This is a genomic window from Leisingera sp. NJS204 (assembly GCF_004123675.1).
Lineage (GTDB): Bacteria > Pseudomonadota > Alphaproteobacteria > Rhodobacterales > Rhodobacteraceae > Leisingera.
In genome coordinates, this window is sequence record NZ_CP035417.1 from 2,350,576 (window position 1) to 2,369,405 (window position 18,830).

The 18,830-nt window shown below is 62.7% G+C and carries 19 protein-coding genes; 8 read left to right on the top strand and 11 right to left on the bottom strand.

Annotated elements, in window-relative coordinates; genetic code table 11:
- Positions 1–29: 29 nt before the first annotated feature.
- Positions 30–1,196, bottom strand: coding sequence for a M20 aminoacylase family protein (locus ETW24_RS11505; protein WP_129371187.1), 1,167 nt, complete (start codon positions 1,194–1,196; stop codon positions 30–32).
- Between the two features lie 64 nt (positions 1,197–1,260).
- Between ETW24_RS11505 and mazG the strand changes: the two genes are divergently transcribed.
- Complete coding sequence (gene mazG / locus ETW24_RS11510; RefSeq protein ID WP_129371188.1) at positions 1,261–2,076, top strand: nucleoside triphosphate pyrophosphohydrolase; 816 nt, start codon at positions 1,261–1,263, stop codon at positions 2,074–2,076.
- A 72-nt stretch (positions 2,077–2,148) separates the two neighbouring features.
- On the opposite strand, the gene ETW24_RS11515 is transcribed toward mazG, so the two are convergent.
- On the bottom strand, positions 2,149–2,703 hold the full coding sequence (locus ETW24_RS11515) for a hypothetical protein (protein WP_129371189.1): 555 nt from the start codon (positions 2,701–2,703) through the stop codon (positions 2,149–2,151).
- A gap of 269 nt (positions 2,704–2,972) precedes the next feature.
- On the opposite strand from ETW24_RS11515, the gene ETW24_RS11520 reads away from it, so the two are divergent.
- Positions 2,973–3,914, top strand: coding sequence for a nucleoside hydrolase (locus ETW24_RS11520; protein ID WP_129371190.1), 942 nt, complete (start codon positions 2,973–2,975; stop codon positions 3,912–3,914).
- Positions 3,911–4,360, top strand: a complete 450-nt coding sequence (locus tag ETW24_RS11525; protein WP_129371191.1) for a GNAT family N-acetyltransferase — start codon at positions 3,911–3,913, stop codon at positions 4,358–4,360. The genes ETW24_RS11520 and ETW24_RS11525 overlap by 4 nt, the downstream gene beginning before the upstream one ends.
- Positions 4,361–4,921: 561 nt before the next feature.
- Here ETW24_RS11525 and ETW24_RS11535 read toward each other — a convergent pair.
- The 5 genes from ETW24_RS11535 to ETW24_RS11555 form a co-directional block, all read right to left on the bottom strand.
- Positions 4,922–5,377, bottom strand: a complete 456-nt coding sequence (locus ETW24_RS11535; protein WP_254695601.1) for an MEKHLA domain-containing protein — start codon at positions 5,375–5,377, stop codon at positions 4,922–4,924.
- A gap of 50 nt (positions 5,378–5,427) precedes the next feature.
- Positions 5,428–5,916: a DUF6998 domain-containing protein gene (locus ETW24_RS11540; RefSeq protein ID WP_129371192.1), complete on the bottom strand. Its 489-nt coding sequence runs from the start codon at positions 5,914–5,916 to the stop codon at positions 5,428–5,430.
- A gap of 74 nt (positions 5,917–5,990) precedes the next feature.
- Positions 5,991–7,268, bottom strand: a complete 1,278-nt coding sequence (gene eno / locus ETW24_RS11545) for a phosphopyruvate hydratase (RefSeq protein WP_129371193.1) — start codon at positions 7,266–7,268, stop codon at positions 5,991–5,993.
- A gap of 184 nt (positions 7,269–7,452) precedes the next feature.
- The gene (locus tag ETW24_RS11550; RefSeq protein ID WP_129371194.1) at positions 7,453–8,346 is read right to left on the bottom strand and encodes a DMT family transporter; all 894 of its coding nucleotides are present in this window, start codon (positions 8,344–8,346) and stop codon (positions 7,453–7,455) included.
- A gap of 202 nt (positions 8,347–8,548) precedes the next feature.
- Entirely contained in the window at positions 8,549–8,962 is a 414-nt protein-coding gene (locus tag ETW24_RS11555; RefSeq protein WP_129371195.1) for a Fur family transcriptional regulator, read from the bottom strand.
- A gap of 349 nt (positions 8,963–9,311) precedes the next feature.
- Between ETW24_RS11555 and ETW24_RS11560 the strand changes: the two genes are divergently transcribed.
- Positions 9,312–10,631, top strand: coding sequence for a DEAD/DEAH box helicase (locus ETW24_RS11560; protein ID WP_237454670.1), 1,320 nt, complete (start codon positions 9,312–9,314; stop codon positions 10,629–10,631).
- A gap of 294 nt (positions 10,632–10,925) precedes the next feature.
- On the opposite strand, the gene ETW24_RS11565 is transcribed toward ETW24_RS11560, so the two are convergent.
- Both ETW24_RS11565 and ETW24_RS11570 read right to left on the bottom strand, forming a co-directional pair.
- Complete coding sequence (locus ETW24_RS11565; RefSeq protein ID WP_129371196.1) at positions 10,926–11,630, bottom strand: endonuclease/exonuclease/phosphatase family protein; 705 nt, start codon at positions 11,628–11,630, stop codon at positions 10,926–10,928.
- A gap of 153 nt (positions 11,631–11,783) precedes the next feature.
- Positions 11,784–13,202 carry a protein adenylyltransferase SelO gene (locus tag ETW24_RS11570; RefSeq protein WP_129371197.1) on the bottom strand — a complete coding sequence of 473 codons (1,419 nt, stop codon included), beginning with the start codon at positions 13,200–13,202 and terminating at the stop codon, positions 11,784–11,786.
- Positions 13,203–13,258: 56 nt separating this feature from the next.
- Here ETW24_RS11570 and ETW24_RS11575 point away from each other — a divergent pair, with 56 nt between their 5' ends.
- Entirely contained in the window at positions 13,259–13,678 is a 420-nt protein-coding gene (locus ETW24_RS11575) for a cupin domain-containing protein (protein WP_129371198.1), read from the top strand.
- Positions 13,679–13,724: 46 nt separating this feature from the next.
- Positions 13,725–14,627, top strand: a complete 903-nt coding sequence (locus ETW24_RS11580) for a fatty acid desaturase (RefSeq protein ID WP_129371199.1) — start codon at positions 13,725–13,727, stop codon at positions 14,625–14,627.
- Between the two features lie 80 nt (positions 14,628–14,707).
- Here the strand turns inward: ETW24_RS11580 and ETW24_RS11585 are convergent, their stop codons facing one another.
- On the bottom strand, positions 14,708–15,817 hold the full coding sequence (locus tag ETW24_RS11585) for an anhydro-N-acetylmuramic acid kinase (protein WP_129371200.1): 1,110 nt from the start codon (positions 15,815–15,817) through the stop codon (positions 14,708–14,710).
- A 144-nt stretch (positions 15,818–15,961) separates the two neighbouring features.
- Between ETW24_RS11585 and tyrS the strand changes: the two genes are divergently transcribed.
- Positions 15,962–17,218, top strand: coding sequence for a tyrosine--tRNA ligase (tyrS, locus tag ETW24_RS11590; protein WP_129371201.1), 1,257 nt, complete (start codon positions 15,962–15,964; stop codon positions 17,216–17,218).
- A gap of 458 nt (positions 17,219–17,676) precedes the next feature.
- Here tyrS and ETW24_RS24280 read toward each other — a convergent pair whose 3' ends face one another.
- Positions 17,677–17,826, bottom strand: a complete 150-nt coding sequence (locus ETW24_RS24280) for a hypothetical protein (protein WP_164982739.1) — start codon at positions 17,824–17,826, stop codon at positions 17,677–17,679.
- Positions 17,827–17,872: 46 nt separating this feature from the next.
- Here ETW24_RS24280 and ETW24_RS11595 point away from each other — a divergent pair, with 46 nt between their 5' ends.
- A complete protein-coding gene (locus ETW24_RS11595) occupies positions 17,873–18,790 on the top strand; it encodes a GNAT family N-acetyltransferase (RefSeq protein WP_129372914.1) in 918 nt (305 codons plus the stop codon).
- The last annotated feature ends 40 nt before the right edge of the window (positions 18,791–18,830 follow it).

The following is an 18,830-nucleotide window of genomic DNA, read 5'->3' on the forward strand; positions in this document are numbered from 1 at the left end:
TTTGCAGGCCCCTGTCATCTGCGCAGGCTTTAGCCGCCCACCGGCTGCGCCCGCTCCACCAGCCGGGCAAAGAACGACGCCCCGACCGGTGCGATCGCGTCGTTGAAATCATACTTGGGGTGGTGCAGCCCCGCACTGCTGCCCTGACCCAGAAACAGGTAGGAGCCGGGCCGCGCCTGCAGCATATAGGCAAAATCCTCCGCCCCCATCTCGCGGCCGCCATCAGGCACAACATTGCCCTCGCCCGCGATCTCCTTGGCAACCTCCACCGCAAATGCGGTCTTCTCCGCATCGTTGAATGTGGCCGGATACCCGATCTCATAGTCCAGTTCCGCCTCAACACCGTAACTGGCAGCCTGCCCCGCCACGATCTCCTTCATCCGCCGCCTCACCATCTTCTGCACCTCCGGGTTAAAGGTGCGCACGGTGCCGTTGATATAGGCGGTATCCGGGATCACATTATCGACAGTGCCGGTATGGATCTGAGTAACCGAGACCACCAGATCCTCCAGCGTGTGATGGTTCCGCGACACGATGGTCTGGATCGCCTGCGCCATACCGCAGGCCGCCATCACCGGATCACGGGTTTCATGCGGCATCGCACCATGGCCGCCCTGCCCCTGAATGTGAATGTGAAAGGTGTCCACCGCCGCCATCAGCGCCCCGGGCGTGGTCAGGAAATGCCCCGCCGGCAGCCCCGGCGCATTGTGCAGCGCATAGACCTCGCCGATATTAAACCGCTCCATGATGCCTTCTTCAACCATGATGCGCGCGCCGCCGATCGCCTCCTCGGCGGGTTGAAAGATCAGCGCCGCCCGGCCCATGAAGTTACGCGTCTCCGCCAGGTATTTCGCCGCCCCCAGCAGCATGGCGGTATGCCCGTCATGGCCGCAGGCATGCATATTGCCCGCATGACCCGAAACATACCCAACCCCGGTCTCCTCCGGGATCGGCAATGCGTCCATATCAGCCCGCAAGCCGATGGTCGGACCATCCCCACGCCCGTTGATGATCGCCACCATGCCGGTCTGCGCGATCCCCTCATGCAGCTCATCAACCCCGATTTCCCGCAACCGCTCCGCCACAAAGGCGGCGGTCTTGGGCAGGTCCAGCGCCAGCTCGGGGATCTGATGCAGATGCCGCCGCCAGGCCTTCATCTCCTCGGCGTAATCGGCAATACGGTTCACAACGGGCATTGGGGTGGACTCCTGCAGCAGACTCGGGATTGATGCATCAGACACTGGAACAAGAGCCGCCGCAATGCCCCAAACAGACCTGATTCACGATGAGACCGCAGGCATCGAACGCCTGCTTGAAATCATGGCGCGCCTGCGCGATCCCCAGACCGGCTGCCCCTGGGACGTCGAACAGGATTTTGCCAGCATCGCCCCCTATACCATTGAAGAGGCTTACGAAGTTGCCGATGCAATCGACCGCGGAGCCTGGGATGAGCTGAAGGGCGAACTCGGTGATCTGCTGTTCCAATCCGTCTTCCACGCCCAGATGGCGCAGGAGGCAGGTCACTTCACCTTTCAGGACGTGGTCCGGACCATGTCGGACAAGATGGTCTCACGCCATCCGCATGTGTTCGGGGATGAAAACCGCGAGAAATCCGCCGAACAGCAAACCCGGGATTGGGAAGCGATCAAGGCAGCGGAACGCGCCGGAAAGGAACAGAAAGGCACACTGGATGGCGTCGCCGTGGGCCTGCCTGCCCTCTTGCGTGCCTACAAGTTGCAAAAACGCGCCGCGCGCGTCGGCTTTGACTGGCCCTCCGCCGACAATGTCATCGCCAAGATCACCGAGGAATGCGCCGAACTGGTCGAGGCCCGCGACACCCTCACTCAGACAGAAGTCGAAGAAGAATTCGGCGACCTGATGTTTGTGATGGCCAATCTGGGCCGCCATCTGGGGGTTGAGCCCGAAGCCGCCCTGCGCGCCGCCAACGCCAAATTCACCCGCCGGTTCGAAGGCGTCGAAGCCAAGCTAACCGCCCGCGGCAAACGCCCCGAGGACAGCGATCTGGCCGAAATGGACGACCTCTGGGACGCGGTCAAGGCAGATGAACGTGCCTGAGCGCGCATCTTTCATTCATCTTTCTCCAAATACTCATATCCCGGCGGCGCAGCCGCCGGGCAGCCAAAGGCTTCAGGCCAGGCCGGCCTTCTTCAGGTTTCCCATGATGGTCTTGAAGTCCTGAATGATCTTTTCCTTCTTCATCAGATCTTTCCACAGCTTCTCGCCGGTCTTCTTGTCGCCAACAGCGATATTGACCATCACATCCTTCAGCTTTTTCACATCGGTGATGCCCAGCAGCTTGGCCGCCTTCTTGGGATCGCCCATCCGGTTTTCGGCCACGTATTTCTTGTATTCATCGCTGCCGGTGAAGCCCATCACATCCTTGTTCAGCATCAGGACGACTTCTTTTTTGCCGGTCTCGATGATCTTCTTCCAATCGCCGCTCTTGAAGTCCTTCTTCTCCGCCAGAAGCTTGGCCGCATTGTAGGTCTTCGAGGTGATATTGACCGGCTCCTTGCCCTTTTTCTGATCCATATAGCGGGCCCACAGCGATTCCGGGTTGCCCTTGTTCTGCGTGAACATGAACTCATTCAGACAGTAACGCCGCTTGCAGTACTCCATGTAAGAAGCGGTCATCTTCTTGTCCTTCAGAATGTCGCCGACAACTTTGGGATCATTGCTCATGTCTCTTATTCCTCATGAAAATCAAAATACATCTTCCGGCAAAACACCGCAGAACCAATACTTCCCGTCTCCGGGCTTCAAAAGCCGCTGCGCATCCGGGACCATCCCGCCCCGCCTGACGCTGCGTCAAGCAACCATAGAAAGCAAACGCCGCAACGGCAAACTTCCGTCGCAGAAAATGTCCGGAAATTTGCACCGCCGGTGCGGCAGCGGTTCAATCCCGGCTAAACTGCGCGTAGTCTCATGGCTCACCAGCAGCGGAGAGTGCCATGGCACCGAGAAAAATCATCATCGACACCGATCCCGGACAGGATGATGCAGTGGCCATCCTGCTGGCGCTGGCCAGCCCCGAAGACCTGGATCTGCTTGGCATCACCTGTGTCGCAGGCAATGTGCCGCTTGCGCTTACCAGCAAGAACGCCCGAATTGCCTGCGAAGCTGCAGGCAAGACGCATGTGCCGGTTTACGCGGGCAGCAAGGCGCCGCTTTGCCGGCCGCTGATCACCGCCGAACATGTGCACGGCCAAACCGGCCTCGACGGGCCAACGCTGTGGGAGCCGGACATGCCGCTTGCCGAAGGGCACGGCGTCGATTTCATCATCGACACCCTGCGCCGGGAGCCTGCAGGCACTGTCACCCTCTGCACGCTGGGGCCGCTCACGAACATTGCCGCCGCCTTCAACCGGGCGCCCGACATCATTGAACGGGTGCAGGACGTCGTGATGATGGGCGGCGCTTATTTCGAGGTCGGCAACATAACCCCGGCGGCTGAATTCAACATTTACGTCGACCCGGAAGCCGCTGAAATCCTGTTCAGATCCGGCGCGCCGATCACCGTGATGCCGCTGGACGTGACGCATAAGGTGCTGGCCACCAGACCCCGCATCGAAGCAATCCGCGCCCTGAATTCCCGCGTGGGCAGCTTCACCGCAGATATGCTCGATTTTTTCGAACGCTTCGATGTGGAAAAATACGGCTCCGAAGGCGGCCCGCTGCATGACCCCTGTGTCATTGCCTGGCTGTTGCAGCCCGGCCTGTTCGCCGGCCGTCATGTGAATGTCGAGATCGAAACACGTTCCGAACTCACCCTTGGCATGACCGTCGCCGACTGGTGGGGCGTCACCGGCCGAAAACCCAATGCCCTGTTTATCGGCGATGCCGACGCGGACGGTTTCTTTAAACTTCTGACCGAAAGGCTCGCCCGACTATGAGCGCCGCCCTGCATCTTGCCAAGCCTGAACACCTGGACCGGGTGCTGGCGCTGGTTGCCGCTTTCCATGCCGAATCCGGCCTGGAGACAACCGAGGACCACCGCCGCGCCGGGGTTGAGCCGCTGCTGAACGGGCACCCTTACGGCGCGGTCTACCTGATCGGCCCGACCCGCGCGCCGATCGGCTATATCGTCATCACCTTTGGCTGGTCGGTGGAATTCGGCGGCATGGACGGCTTTGTGGATGAACTGTACATCCGCCCCGCGGTGCGCGGCCGCGGCGTTGCCACCGAGGTGCTGACCGAACTGCCGAAAACCCTGGCCACGGCTGGATTGCGTGCCCTGCATCTGGAGGTGGACCGTGAAAACGAGACCGCCCGGCGGCTCTATCTGCGCACCCGGTTTAAGCCGCGCGACAGCTACATGCTGATGACCAAGGAGATGTAAGCCAAAAGGCACAGCCGTCAAGCTGCGCCTTCTGACCAGCTCTCCCCCCAAAGAGCCTGTTCTATCGCTGCCGAAATGGCAGTTGGAGCTGCGGCAGGCACGGTGGCAATTCAAAACAGCCAGACAAAACAATGTGCCAGTTCGCGCGGTGATGGAACCTCACGCACCGCGGCGGACTAAATGTGCCGCCGCACTCTCCTTAGGTCTGACGCTCCGCCCCCCGGCCAGGGCGCCAGCCATCCGGTCCTGAATTCCCGGATGGTAGATGAAACCGGCCGTTGCACTCACAACTTCTGACCGGATCCGGCGGTGCAGCGGCATCCCCGCCAAGCGGGGAGTATTCCGGGCTGCTGCACCCTGGTAGTATTGAAAGACCCGCTGGAATTGCCAATTTGCGAAAACCTTGTTTTGGCATGCTGGTCTCTCCTCTCCCGCGGTAACACCCGGACCGCGTAAGACTAAGGTAACATGTCCGTGAAAGCCCGTCTGTGAACCGGGCCACACAACCGCGGGCCCTGTTTTCCGTTCACCTTCTGCATCCTGCCCTGCCTGCGGGCGGAGCTAGAGAAAAGCAAAGTCGCGGAACGTCGCCGCCTCACCCAGTTTACTCCCATCCGCCCCCAGCAAGGGCCAGATGATAGCATTGCGGATCTCGAACCGCCGCCCCAGGGCACTGATCCGCACGCCTGTGTAATTGCTGATAAAGCCCTTTGCGCGCATCTCAGCGAACATCGCGTCCCGCTGGCCGCGGTGTGCAGGCTCCGCCGTCAGCCGCGACGGCATGGCTGTCAGCTTCTCCCAGCCCATCTCCCACAAGCGCTGCGCCGCCAGATTGCCATAGGTCAGCACCGGATCGGCGGCAGTGTTGTGCGACAGCACCGGGAAAGGCGCACGGTACAGCGCCTCGGCATCCGCCCCCTCCAGCAGCGGGCGGTCGGTGGCCTGGGCAAAGGACGTCAGCAGCAGGTCCGCGTGGGCGGTTTGATAGCTGTTTTTCGGAGAGGGTGTCTGCATCATTTATTTTTGACCTCTGCCGGTTCCGTCGTCGCTGCATGCGGGAAAGCCAATCACGCGGCTGTGTATCTGACCAATGGCAATTGAGCAGAAGCGGTGTTCTTTTCCTGCATCACCCGCAGCTGCCGCAAAGACACCGGGCGCTGGCTCGCAAAGTTGGTGTTCTCATTCAAATGGGTACGGACACACGCCTCCGGCCCGTTGTAAACGATTTCGGCCTTCAGCTTTTTATAGTCAAGCAACAGGACAATAAGAAAATCGGCACCAGTGTTATGCGGTCGAAAATGTGCCGCTCCTTTAGGGTCCCCAGTTGCCTTGATCTGAACAGTCCTTCCGTCGGCTATCGTCGCATCGATACCCGGACTATTGTTGGCCGTGATTTTGAGACCAAAGGCGCGGGAGGCGATTGCTTCTCCGATGTCGCCTACAAGCTTGCCATCCAGAGTAAACTTCAAACCTGAACCCGCGAATTCATCTTCCAGCTTTGCCCGTGCTTCGAATAGAGTTTTCACCGCTTCAGGCAGGTTCAAAAATACGCCCATCGAAAATGACTCCTCGAAAAAAGAAGGGCTGATTGACACCAGCCCTTCCGGATCATTCTTCGTAATGGAGGCGCTCAGCGCTTCAGGATCGAACGGCCTGCGTATTCGGCCACTTCGCCCAGCATTTCCTCAATCCGGATCAGCTGGTTGTACTTGGCGAGCCGGTCAGAGCGCGCCAGCGAGCCGGTCTTGATCTGGCCGCAGTTGGTGGCGACGGCGAGGTCGGCAATGGTCGCGTCCTCGGTCTCGCCCGAACGGTGCGACATCACGTTGGTGTAGCGCGCACGATGCGCCATATCGACCGCCTTCAGGGTCTCGGTCAGGGTGCCGATCTGGTTCACCTTCACCAGCATCGAGTTGGCGCAGCCGCGCTCGATGCCCTCGGCCAGGCGCGCCGGGTTGGTCACAAACAGGTCGTCGCCCACCAGCTGCACCTTGTCGCCGATCTCCTGGGTCAGGGCCTTCCAGCCGTCCCAGTCGTCTTCGCCCATGCCGTCTTCGATCGAAATGATCGGATAGTCGTTCACCAGCGCCGCCAGGTAGGCCACGTTTTCCTCGGACGACAGGGTTTTGCCTTCGCCGGACAGCACGTATTTACCGTCCTTGTAATACTCGGTCGCCGCGCAATCCAGCGCCAGATGGATTTCCTCACCCGGCTTATAACCCGCCTTCTCAATCGATTTCAGAACGAAGTCAAGCGCTTCGCGGGTCGAGGCAATGTTGGGGGCAAAGCCGCCCTCGTCGCCGATACCGGTCGAAAGACCCGCCGCCGACAGCTCTTTCTTCAGGGTGTGGAACACTTCTGACCCCATGCGCACCGCGTCGCGGATGTTCTCCGCGGCCACCGGCATGATCATGAATTCCTGAATGTCGATCGGGTTGTCGGCGTGCTCACCGCCGTTGATGATGTTCATCATCGGCACCGGCAGCACCCGCGCCGAAGTGCCGCCGATATAGCGGTACAGCGGCTGGGTGGTGAAATCGGCCGCAGCCTTGGCCACCGCCATCGACACGCCCAGGATCGCGTTGGCGCCCAGGCGGGCTTTGTTCTCGGTGCCGTCCAGCTCGATCATCGCCATATCCACGGCGACCTGCTCGCAGGCGTCAAAGCCGACCAGCTCCTCGGCGATCTCGCCGTTCACTGCGGCGACCGCTTCCAGCACGCCTTTTCCGAGGTAACGGGATTTGTCGCCGTCGCGCTTCTCTACTGCCTCATAGGCGCCGGTCGAGGCGCCCGAAGGCACGGCGGCGCGGCCCATTGTGCCGTCTTCCAGGATCACGTCGACCTCAACCGTCGGGTTGCCCCGGCTGTCGAGAATCTCACGGGCGTGAATGTCGATAATGGTGCTCATCTGTCCATCCTTGGTTTGGCCTGAAAGCGGCGCGTTCTGTTGCCAGCGTCATACCAGCCGCGGCGGAAATGTAAACCGGTCGCGTTATCGCTAACACACATGAAAGCGGCGGTTTAGGGCTAACATTGCTCTGTTTGCGCCAACAGGGTTGAACAATTGCACGCCGCGCTGCCGGCCTGAGACCTCAGGCCGCAGCAGCCGCCGCGCGCCGCGCCCGCCGGGCCAGCCGCTGCTCCCGGACAAAGGTATAAAGACCGGATGCGATAATCAGCGCCGACCCGGCCAGGGTCATCGTATCGGGACGTTCGCCGAAGACGATGACGCCTGCAAGGATCGAAAACAGCAGCCTTGTATAGCGGAACGGCGTCACCGCCGAAGCATCGCCAACCCGCGTCGCCGTCACGATGCCGTAATAGCCCAGCACCCCGAACAGCACACCGCCGGCCATCATCATCCACTCGCCGCCCGCCAGCGCCTGCGCATCGCCCGGTGTGAAGATCAGCAGCAAAACCCCCGCCGGGATGACCGCCATAAATGCCTGAAAACTCAACACCGTTGATGGCACACCGCTGTCCATTGTGCGGGTCATCAGATCGCGCGCCGCAACCCCCAGCACTGCAACAACAACCAGCAGCGCCGCTGGCTCAAACCCGTCCAGCCCGGGCCGGATGATCAGCAGAACGCCAGCAAAGCCCACGCAGATCGCCAGCCAGCGCCGCCAGCCCACGTCCTCCTTCAGAAACAACGCCGCCCCCATGGTGATCACCAAAGGCGTTGCCTGAAACACTGCGGCCACGGTCGAGATATCCACCAGCGCCAAAGCCGAGGCAAACCCCATCGCCGACACCGCTTCCATGGCGGCCCGCATCACCGGCTTTTTGCGCCAGGCCCGCGCCGCCATCAGCCGGTGCCCTTGCATCTTGGCCATGACCGCAAAGACAAGCCCGCTGCCCAGCCCCAGAAAAACCAGGATCTGCCCCACCGGCAAAGTGGCCGACAGACGCTTGATGAACATGTCTTCAAGCGTGAAAAAAGCCATTGAGGCAATGACCAGCAGAATACCATGCAGGTTGTTCATAAGCGCGCGTCCCGTATCCCGGTCCGGCAGTACGCCGGACCATCCGGGCAAAGAACATCAGCGCCCCGGCGCAGGCAACTCCGTTTGCGACCCGGTGTCATGACAAGACGTGAGCACAGATATCAATTTCCGTGATGCGCCGTGCGGCCCAGGCCGCCGGCGCAACCGGAGTTCTGCAAAATAATGGGGGCCGGGGCGGATGCTACTCCGCCTTGCGCGGCACCCCGTACAGTTCCAGCTTATGCCCGCGCAGCTCATAGCCCAGCTTGCGGGCGATCCGCTCCTGCAGTTCCTCGATCTCCGGGTCGCAGAACTCGATCACCTCGCCGGTGTTCATATCGATCAGATGGTCGTGGTGATCCCGCTCGGCATCCTCGTACCGCGCGCGCCCGTCGCCGAACTCCAGCCGTTCCAGAATGCCCGCCTCCTCGAACAGCTTCACCGTGCGATAGACGGTGGCGATGGAAATCGCCGCATCCATCGCACTGGCGCGGGCATACAGCTCCTCTACATCCGGGTGATCGCCGCTGTCCTGAAGCACCTGGGCAATCACCCGGCGCTGGCCGGTCATGCGCAGCCCCTTGGCTTCGCAACGGGCGATAATCGGCTTTGGCATCGAAGGTCCTCGCGGTTTTCTGGCTTTCCTCTTTAGCGGATGCAATCTGCGTCGAAAACAGGCTTTTCGCCGGCATCAACGGTTGACAATGCGCTTATCCACAGCCATTTGACGCCCAGGCATCCCTCCCTGCCGCGTGAGCAGAGACCAAGACCGGCCGCACCGCATGTGCGTGACAAGACACCCGGGGTCAAGTGATATGCCGACATTCCCAAAATCACGCGTGGGGATTGCAGAGGCCAGCGGCCTGGCATCCGGCCAGCGCGCGCCCGAGGTCCCTGCCCCGCAAGAAACCGCTGTTTGCAGCGGATCCGGCCCGTGCTGACGCAGGGCTGTGAAAGGACGATACGTGACTGAATTTTCGACCATGGGGCTTCCTGAAAAGCTCCTCACCCGGCTCCAGGACCTGGGCCTCAATGACCCCACCCCGATCCAGGCCCGCGCCATTCCGCATGCGCTGAACGGCCAGGACGTTCTGGGTCTCGCGCAGACCGGCACCGGCAAGACCGCCGCATTTGGCGTGCCGCTGATCGCGCAGATGATGCAATACGGCCGCAAGCCCGCTGCCAACACCGTGCGCGGCCTGGTGCTGGCGCCGACCCGCGAACTGGCCAACCAGATCGCAGCGACCCTGAAAGGCCTCACCGAAAACACCCCGATGAAGGTCGGCCTGGTTGTCGGCGGCGTGTCCATCAACCCGCAGATCTCCCGCATCGCCAAGGGCACCGACATCCTGGTTGCCACACCGGGCCGCCTGATTGACATCCTCGATCGCGGCGCACTGGATCTCGGCTCCTGCGACTTCCTGGTGCTGGACGAGGCCGACCAGATGCTGGACCTCGGCTTCATCCACACTCTGCGCAAGATCGCGGCGCTGCTGCCGGCCGAGCGCCAGACCATGCTGTTCTCGGCCACCATGCCCAAGCAGATGAACGAGATCGCCAACTCCTACCTGCAAAGCCCGGTCCGTATCGAAGTCTCGCCTCCGGGCAAAGCCGCCGACAAGGTCACCCAATCGGTGCATTTCATCGCCAAGGCCGAAAAGCTGAGCCTGCTCAAAGAGCTGCTGGCCGACCACAAGGACGAGCGCGCACTGGTCTTCGGCCGCACCAAACACGGCATGGAAAAGCTGATGAAGGTGCTGGACAAGGCAGGCTTTGCCGCCGCTGCCATTCACGGCAACAAATCCCAGGGCCAGCGCGAGCGCGCCCTTGCCGCCTTTAAATCCGGCGACATCAAGGTTCTGGTCGCCACCGATGTGGCCGCCCGAGGGCTGGACATTCCGGACGTGAAACACGTCTACAACTACGAGCTGCCCAATGTGCCGGACGCCTATGTGCACCGTATCGGCCGCACCGCGCGCGCGGGCAAGGATGGCGCTGCCATCGCCTTTTGCTCACCGGATGAAATGGAAGAGCTGAAGGCGATCCAGAAGGTGATGAAAACCACCATCCCCGTCGCCTCGGGCCGCGCCTGGGAGGCTTTGCCGGATCCGGCAGCGGCCGGCAAACCCGGCGGCCGTCCTGGCGCACGCCGCGGCGGCGGCGGTTTCGGCGGCGGCAAACCCGGCGGCCAGCGCCGCCGCGGCGGCGGTGGCTCGGGCGGCCAAGGCAAGCCCCAGGGCGCAAGCAACGGCCAGCGCGGCGGCCAAAAACAGCGCGCGCGCTAAGCCTGCCCCGCGCAGCTCCGGGTCAAGGACAGTAATGCCGCAGCGCGTCAGCGCTGCTCATCCTTGCCCCGGAACAGCAAAGCACCAGCCACATTCAAACAGCCACCTTCAGAGGCAAACTCTGCCCCTGAAGCAGTTCCCTGCAGTTGAAACCTGCAGAAAATTGTCCGGGGGGACAGTTCCGGCTGCAAACATGCGCCCCTCCCCTGCGTTGCGCAGCAACGCCCGGCCCAAGGCCGCCAAGGGGCTTCAGGCACAGCCTGACGCCCCTGCGGGCGCGGGAGCGCTCCCGCTTCACACCGCCTGCAAATCCGCCCAGACCGGCAAATGGTCCGAGGCAATATGCGCAGGCCGGGCACCATGCACCCCATGCGCAACGGCTTTCAACCGCTTGCAATACGCAATCCGATCCAGTGCCCCCAGGGGCCGCAGCGCCGGAAAGCTCGCCTTGGGCGGCAGGAAAGTCAGCGCCGGAGTGATATGCTCCAGCACCGCCCCCCGCGACCACTCATTGAAATCCCCCGCCAGCACCACCGCGCTGTCCTCGCGCTTTGCCGCATGGGCCAAGGCACGCATCTGTTCACGCCGCGCCCGTCCCGTCAGCCCCAGATGCGCGCCAATCACCCGCACCGGCCCCAAAACCGTCTTCAGCTGAACCCAGACCGCGCCGCGCGGCTCCAGCCCCGGCAAAACGATATGGCCTTTGGCCTGCAGCACCACGCCATTCCGGAACAGCACCGCATTGCCGTGCCAGCCCAGGGACCCCGCGCCGCCCAGGTCCGCCGCCTGCCAGCCGGTTTCCGCGACCAGAAAATGCGGCAGCGCCGCGGGCCGCGGCGGCAAGCGCTTGTCAGCCTCCTGCAGCACCACCACGTCCGCAGCCAGTCCGGCGATCACCTGCAAGACACGCTCAGGCCGGCGGCGCAGGTCCAGGCCGATACATTTCTGAATATTGTAAGTGGCAATCCGCAGCGTATCCTGCGGCGGTTGATTGGGCATCCGGTGCCTCCAGGTTTGTCCGGAGTTTGGCGCAGGACACATCTGAAACACAACCGTCATCCCGACGCAGGCGTGGCCGGGGGCTGCCCGCCCCCTCTTGAGCCTACGGCTCAATTCACCCCCGGGGAGTATTTGAAACCAGAAAGAAGCAGATCAGGTTCCGCAGAAAGTCGCCTGCACCACTTCCTCCGGCGCTGGCGGACGCTGCAGGTCTGTGTGTTCCGGCTTGTCCGCATAAGGGCTGGCCAGAACTGCGTTCAGCCGGTGAAACAGCGCATAGTCTCCCGCCACAGCGCCCGCAATTATCTCTTCGATGCGGTGGTTGCGCGGGATGAAGGCCGGATTGGCGGCCTGCATCACCGCTTGCGGGTCCGGCTCATCCGCCAGCCGCGCCTGCCAGCCTTCGGCCCAGCTGTCATATGCCGCTGGATCGGTGAATTGACCGCGCGCCGTGCCCGCCGCCAGCGCCCTGAAACTATTGGTGAAATCGCTTTGGTTTTCCGCCATCCGCTCCAACAGGCCAGTGACCAGCTCCAGGTCATCTTCCTGCGCCGAAGTGATCCCCAGCTTGGCACGGAACCGGGTCAGCCAAGCGTCCTCGGTCAGCTGCGGCATCGCATGAACGATTTCCGTGGCTTCCTCGACGCCTGCCTGCGGGTCGTCCAGCTGCTGGATCAGCGCAGTGGCCAGCTGCGCCAGGTTCCACACTGCAATATCGGGCTGGTTGGCATAGGCATACCGCCGCCCGCGGTCGATAGACGAGAACACCGTATGCGGGTGGTAGACGTCCATAAAGGCGCAAGGGCCATAGTCGATTGTCTCGCCCGAAATCGCGGAATTGTCAGTGTTCATCACCCCGTGGATAAAGCCCACGCCCATCCAGGCTGCAATCAGCTTGGCCTGCGCATCGCGCACCGCCCTCAGCAGGCCCATGGCTCCATCCGCATTCGGGTAATGGCGGGCAATCGCATAGTCCGTCAGCTGCCGCAGGCTGTGTTTGTCGCCGCGCGCCGCGAAGATCTGAAACGTCCCCACCCGCAGATGGCTGGAGGCCACCCGGGTCAGAACCGCACCGGGCAATCCCCCTTCGCGCCAGACAGTCTCGCCCGTCTCAACCGCCGCCAGCGCGCGGGTGGTCGGGATGCCAAGCGCATGCATTGCCTCGCTCACCACATATTCCCGCAGCACCGGGCCCAGCCAGGCACGGCCATCGCCGCTGCGGGAATAGGGTGTGCGCCCGGAGCCTTTCAGCTGGACATCCCGGCGCTTACCGTCGGCTCCCACCGTCTCGCCCAGTAGGATTGCCCGCCCGTCGCCAAGCTGCGGATTATAAGTGCCGAACTGGTGCCCGGCGTAAAGCTGCGCCAGCGGATCAGCCCCTTCCGGCACCAGATTGCCACCAAAGACCGCCGCCATCTCTGCCGCCTCACCCGGGCTTATGCGCATCAGCCGGGCCAGATCCTCGTTGAAAGCAATCAGCCTCGGCGCCTTCACCGCCTGCGGCGCCAGTTTGGAGTAGAACTGCCCCGGCAGGGCAGCATATGTGTTATCGAAGGGGAACGTGAAAGCCATTGCCCAAACATATGCTTGGTATACAGATTTACCAGCGCCAAAAGGGAGAGCCTGCAGTGACGGCAGATCAGATCATTGAACATTTGGGCTTGCAGCCGCACCCCGAAGGCGGATGGTACCGGGAAACCTGGCGGGCCGGGAATGAAGGCCGCCCCGCAGGCACCTGTATTTACTTTCTTTTAAAGGAAGGCGAAAACAGCCATTGGCACCGGGTCGATGCAACGGAGATCTGGCTTTTCCACGCCGGTGCACCGCTGGTGCTGTCGGTGGCGGAGACAAGGGAAGGCCCGGCACAGGACCACATACTGACCCCTGATCTGACCAAAGGCGCGCCGCAGCAGATCGTGCCTGAAGGTCACTGGCAGGCGGCTCGCACAACCGGAGACTGCACATTGGTAAGCTGCACCGTCTCGCCCGGTTTCCAGTTCGAAGGATTCGAACTTGCTGCGCCTGGCTTTGACATCCCGCGTGGCTGACCCCCGACTCTTGCAGCGAATCAGAAGACTGGACAAAACTGTCCATATGCCTGCACCTATGGATCACACCACCCTTATCAAGTCGCTGCCGCCGGAGACCAAAGCGTCCTTGACCACCCGTTCCGATGCTGCGGGGCTGCAGCATCTTGCGCTGTACATTGCCGCTTTGGCTGTCTGCACCACGGGCCTTGCGCTGCAAGTGCCCTTCTGGCCGCTTCTGATGCTGCCGCACGGGGTGTTGCTGGTCTTCCTGTTCACCCTCAGCCACGAATGCACCCACCAAACTCCGTTCCGCAGCAAGTGGCTGAACGAGGCCGCCGGCCATTTCTGCGCCCTGGCAATGGCGCTGCCCTTTGTCTGGTTCCGCTACTTTCACCTGGCGCATCACAAGTTCACCAACGACCCCGAACGCGACCCCGAGCTGGAACAAGGGCCGCGCCCGGAGACCATTCCCCAATGGCTGAAATACCTCAGCGGCTGGGGCTATTGGCGCGGCATGGCGGGGACCCTCTGGCGCAACGCCTTTGGCACCATTGATGCGCCGTACCTGCCGGAACGCCGCCACGCGCACATGCGGCTGGAGTCGCGGGTACTGTTGTCCGTCTACACAGCCGCCCTGCTGACCCTGCTGGTGTCACCACTGGTTTTGCGGCTATGGCTTGTGCCGCTGCTGATCGGCCAGCCGTTCCTGCGCGCCTATCTGTTGGCAGAACACGGGCTCTGCCCGCCAGTTGCCAACATGCTGGAAAACTCCCGCACCACCTTCACCAACCGGTTGGTGCGCTTTCTGGCCTGGAATATGCCTTATCATGCCGAGCATCATGCTTTTCCGAATGTGCCTTTCCACCAGCTGCCCGCTTTCCATGCCATCACACAGGCACACCTGAAGTCGGCTTCGGGAGGGTATGCAGAGTTCACATCAGACTACCTCCGGCAGATCTCCCGCTGACCGGTCGTCAAAGGCCGCACAAATTTCTTTGAAGAAATTTGACAAGAAACTTCGAAGTTTCTTGTCCCCTCGTCTCCATCTCACGCCCCCGGCACGCTCACCACCCCGCCGCCGACGCAGGCCCGCACGCCGGTGGTGCCAGGGCAGGACGTCGCCATCCCCCGCGCCACCCGCACCGCCAGATGGGCAAAGGCCTGCGCCTCCAGCATGTCGCCGTCCAGGCCTGCGTCCTCAACCGGTTTCACCGCACAATCCAGCGACACCCGCAGCATCTGCATCAGCACCGGGTTGTGCCGCCCGCCGCCAGTGACCAGCACTGCCTCCGGCGGCTCCGGGCAATGCTCCATCCCCTGCGCCACCGAGGCTGCGCACATGGCGATCAGTGTCGCCGCCGCATCCGCATCGCTCAGCTCATTGACCAGCCCGACCATCTCGGCAAAATCGTTCCGGTCCAGCGACTTGGGAGGCATCCTTGCAAAATACGGCTCGGCCAGGAACAGCTCCAGCGCACCGGTTTCCACGGTGCCGGAGCGCGCCACCTTGCCATCCGCATCCCAGGGAATGCCAAGCCGCTCCTGCACCAGATCATTAACCGGCGCATTGGCCGGGCCGGTGTCAAACGCCAGCAGCGCGCCGGGTCCCTCGGGCCGCTCAAACCGCGGATCCACATAGGTAAGATTGCCAACCCCGCCCAGGTTCAGGAAACACAGCGGCCGTTCGGCGCCGATGTATTTGGCGCAGGCAAAGTGAAAAAACGGCGCCAGCGGCGCGCCCTCGCCGCCCATCGACACATCGTCTGAACGGAAATCCCAGACCACCGGCTTGCCCAGGCGTTCGGCCAAAGCCGCGCCATCGCCCACCTGCAGCGTACCCTGCAGCCGCGGCGCATGGGCCAGGGTCTGGCCGTGAAAGCCGATGATCTCCACGTCCTCGAATTCTGCCAGCGCCGCCGCATGGGCCGCATCGCAAACCCCGGCAGCCGCTTCGACCTCCGGTCCGGTCCATTTGCCCAGCCCGGCCCGCAGCACGCTGCGCTCGGCTTCGGTATACTCGCGGTAACTGCTCTCGCCGAACCCGTGGATACGCTCGCCATCGGTCACCACAACCGCTGCATCCACCCCGTCCAGCGAAGTGCCGCTCATCGCCCCCAGCGCCCGCACCGGACCTGATTTTGCTATGGCCCTGCTCATGGCCTGCCCCCGTTCTTATGGCTCCGGGCCGTCCCGCCCGCTTGCGCCTGACTCTACAACGCATAAATTGCCGGGAAAACAGGTTCCAACCGGCATCAATGCGATTTATAGGGCATGGTGCAAAATCATAGACCGAGGCATGTTATGACCTACACACCGAAATCGGATTTCGTCGCAGTCATGATGGAACGCGGGTTCCTCGCGGACTGCACCGATTATCAGGGGCTGGATGACGCCCTGATCAGCGGTGTGCGCCCGGCCTATATCGGCTTTGACGCGACTGCAAAATCCTTGCACGTCGGCTCGCTGATCCAGATCATGATGCTGCGCTGGTTCCAGAAGACCGGCCACCAGCCGATCACCTTGATGGGCGGCGGCACCACCAAGGTGGGCGACCCCTCCTTTCGTGCCGATGAACGCCCGCTGCTGACCGAAGCCCAGATCGACGACAATATCGCCGGCATCAAGAAGGTGTTCTCGGCCTACATCGACTACGACACCGATGCGCCGAACAAGGCGCTGATGCTGAACAACGCCGAATGGCTGGACAGCTTGAACTACCTGGAATTCCTGCGCGACATCGGCCGCCATTTCTCGGTGAACCGGATGCTGGCATTCGAAAGCGTCAAATCACGCCTTGACCGCGAGCAGTCGCTCAGCTTCCTCGAGTTCAACTACATGATCCTGCAGGCCTATGATTTCATGGAGCTGAACAACCGCTACGGCTGCATCCTGCAGATGGGCGGCTCGGATCAATGGGGCAATATCGTCAACGGTATCGACCTCACCCGCCGCACCATCGACCATGAGGTCTATGGCCTGACTTCACCGCTGCTGACCACTTCGGACGGCAAGAAGATGGGCAAGTCGCAGGACGGCGCGGTCTGGTTGAATGCCGAAATGCGCAGCCCATACGAGTTCTGGCAATTCTGGCGCAACACCACCGATGCCGACGTGGGCCGGTTCCTGAAGCTTTATACCGAGCTGCCGGTTGATGAGTGCGACCGCCTGGGCGCGCTGGCCGGATCTGAAGTCAATGCTGCCAAGGTGATCCTGGCGAATGAAGTGACCACGCTGCTGCACGGTGCCGGGGCCGCCGCGGCAGCAGAAGCCACCGCCCGCGAAGTGTTTGAGAAGGGCGGTGTGGGCGACGACCTCCCGACCCTGTCGCTCACTCCGGCGGATCTGGGTGACGGGATTTCCATTGTGCAGCTGATCGTGAAATCCGGCCTCGCCAAATCCGGCAAGGACGCCAAACGGCTGATTTCCGAGAACGGTGCCAAAATCGACGACCAGCCGCTGACCGATGCCGGCCTGATGATCGACGCAGGCGCGCTCTCCTCGCCAATCAAACTGAGCGCCGGCAAAAAACGCCACGCTCTGGTGCGGCTGGACGGCTGAACAGGGCGGCAAAAACACGAGACAGGGGAGCCGCCGCGCTCCCCTTTTTCATTTACAGCAAGCCCTCCCGCCCATTCCGACCCCATCATAGATGGGCCGTCATGGTTGGGCATAGCGCCGCGCAGCCGCGCGGCGCGGTCGCGCTTCCTTTGAGACACACGCCAATACAGGCCAGCGCCGGGTCAAGGACGGCGCAGCCGCCGTGCGCAGCACGGTTTATCCTTGAGGCGGGGATGGCCAGGGTAAACTCAAACAGGCGCCTTGAGGGCAAACCTGCCCTTAAGCGCCTCTCAGCCAGCTTCCTTGCGCCGCAACGCGGCGCCTGCCCAGGGCTCCACCCGTACCTCGCTGAAATCCGTCCCCGGACGGTTTTCCGGGCGTTCGTCACCCCAAGGCCGCACAAAGGCGAATAGGCACGGCCAAGGCGGCTGCGGGCGCGGGGGGCGCTCCCGGCTGCCTCAGAGCAGAAACACCTCGACCAGCGTCAGCACCAGAAACACCGGCACCGACAGGCCGATGGCAATCAGCAGCGCCGCTGCCCTGGTCATCCGCGGGGCCGCAGCCGCCTGCCCCATAACCTGCCCCATAATCTGTTTCTTGTCCTTCATGCCCGAAGTTAACCATGAATTAGGTTTCCAGCGCGTTAATGGCCTCATGTTCGACAGTGCCCCCGATCCCGGTATGCCCCCATCGGCAACCCGCCGCCCTCCGCTCCGCGCCCTTCAGCAATCGCCGGAGTTTGCCCGCGCGCTGATGGCCTGCGGACAGGACCCGCTGTTGCTGGAGGGCACGCTGGTGCTGCAGCGCCGCCTGCCCGGCGGGCTGCGTCTGGCGATGGTGAACCGGGCGGATCTGAGCAACCCCGCCCCCCTGATGGCAGCCTTGCGCAGGCGTGGACTGGGCCATACGCCGCTGATCCTGTCGCCGGAAACACCGGCACCGCAACTCGCCCGCCTTGGTGCGGTACCGCTTGTCACCCCGGCGCATGCAGCGCTTTGGGACCTGACCGGCACCCCCGACCAGCGCCGGGCAGCTCTGCACCAGAAATGGCGCAACCGGCTGAACCACGGCGAATCCCAGGGCCTGCGCCTCACCCGCCAGAACCTGCCGCACGATGTGCGCCACTGGCTGTTCGCCGCCGACGCCAAACAGCAAACCGCCCGCGGCTACCGCAGCTGGCCCATCGCCCTCACCCTTGCCTATGCGCGTGAAAACAAGGGCCAGGCCAAACTGTTCCAGGCATTCGAGGGCAAAGACCATGTCGCCGCCATCCTGATCCTCACCCATGGCAGCAGCGCCACCTACCACATCGCCCATACCACCGCGCGCGGCAAACAGCTCAGCGCCCATCCCATGCTGATGTGGGAGGCCGCATCCTGGCTTGCCAACAAGGGCATCTGCCGCCTTGACCTTGGCCTGATCGACACAAGCCGCGCCGCTGGACTTGCCCGTTTCAAACTCGGCACCGGCGCCAAGGCGCACCGCCTGGGCGGAACCTGGGGCCTTTGGCCGCCGTTGGGCCGCCTCTTACGTCCCCTTGCGCTGCTGGACCGGCAGCAAATGGACGCTTGAGCGCCCGCGACGTCCCGTCCCGCTGGACAGATGCAGGCCG

Bases quoted from the DNA above. Each gene is read 5' to 3' on its own strand.
- ETW24_RS11515 (WP_129371189.1), bottom strand. From the start codon at position 2,703: ATGAGCAATGATCCCAAAGTTGTCGGCGACATTCTGAAGGACAAGAAG.
- ETW24_RS11595 (WP_129372914.1), top strand. From the start codon at position 17,873: ATGTTCGACAGTGCCCCCGATCCCGGTATGCCCCCATCGGCAACCCGC.
- ETW24_RS24280 (WP_164982739.1), bottom strand. From the start codon at position 17,826: ATGAAGGACAAGAAACAGATTATGGGGCAGGTTATGGGGCAGGCGGCT.
- tyrS (WP_129371201.1), top strand. From the start codon at position 15,962: ATGACCTACACACCGAAATCGGATTTCGTCGCAGTCATGATGGAACGC.
- ETW24_RS11585 (WP_129371200.1), bottom strand. From the start codon at position 15,817: ATGAGCAGGGCCATAGCAAAATCAGGTCCGGTGCGGGCGCTGGGGGCG.
- ETW24_RS11525 (WP_129371191.1), top strand. From the start codon at position 3,911: ATGAGCGCCGCCCTGCATCTTGCCAAGCCTGAACACCTGGACCGGGTG.
- ETW24_RS11555 (WP_129371195.1), bottom strand. From the start codon at position 8,962: ATGCCAAAGCCGATTATCGCCCGTTGCGAAGCCAAGGGGCTGCGCATG.
- ETW24_RS11540 (WP_129371192.1), bottom strand. From the start codon at position 5,916: ATGGGCGTATTTTTGAACCTGCCTGAAGCGGTGAAAACTCTATTCGAA.
- mazG (WP_129371188.1), top strand. From the start codon at position 1,261: ATGCCCCAAACAGACCTGATTCACGATGAGACCGCAGGCATCGAACGC.
- ETW24_RS11570 (WP_129371197.1), bottom strand. From the start codon at position 13,202: ATGGCTTTCACGTTCCCCTTCGATAACACATATGCTGCCCTGCCGGGG.
- ETW24_RS11535 (WP_254695601.1), bottom strand. From the start codon at position 5,377: ATGATGCAGACACCCTCTCCGAAAAACAGCTATCAAACCGCCCACGCG.
- ETW24_RS11550 (WP_129371194.1), bottom strand. From the start codon at position 8,346: ATGAACAACCTGCATGGTATTCTGCTGGTCATTGCCTCAATGGCTTTT.
- ETW24_RS11505 (WP_129371187.1), bottom strand. From the start codon at position 1,196: ATGCCCGTTGTGAACCGTATTGCCGATTACGCCGAGGAGATGAAGGCC.
- ETW24_RS11580 (WP_129371199.1), top strand. From the start codon at position 13,725: ATGCCTGCACCTATGGATCACACCACCCTTATCAAGTCGCTGCCGCCG.
- eno (WP_129371193.1), bottom strand. From the start codon at position 7,268: ATGAGCACCATTATCGACATTCACGCCCGTGAGATTCTCGACAGCCGG.
- ETW24_RS11565 (WP_129371196.1), bottom strand. From the start codon at position 11,630: ATGCCCAATCAACCGCCGCAGGATACGCTGCGGATTGCCACTTACAAT.
- ETW24_RS11520 (WP_129371190.1), top strand. From the start codon at position 2,973: ATGGCACCGAGAAAAATCATCATCGACACCGATCCCGGACAGGATGAT.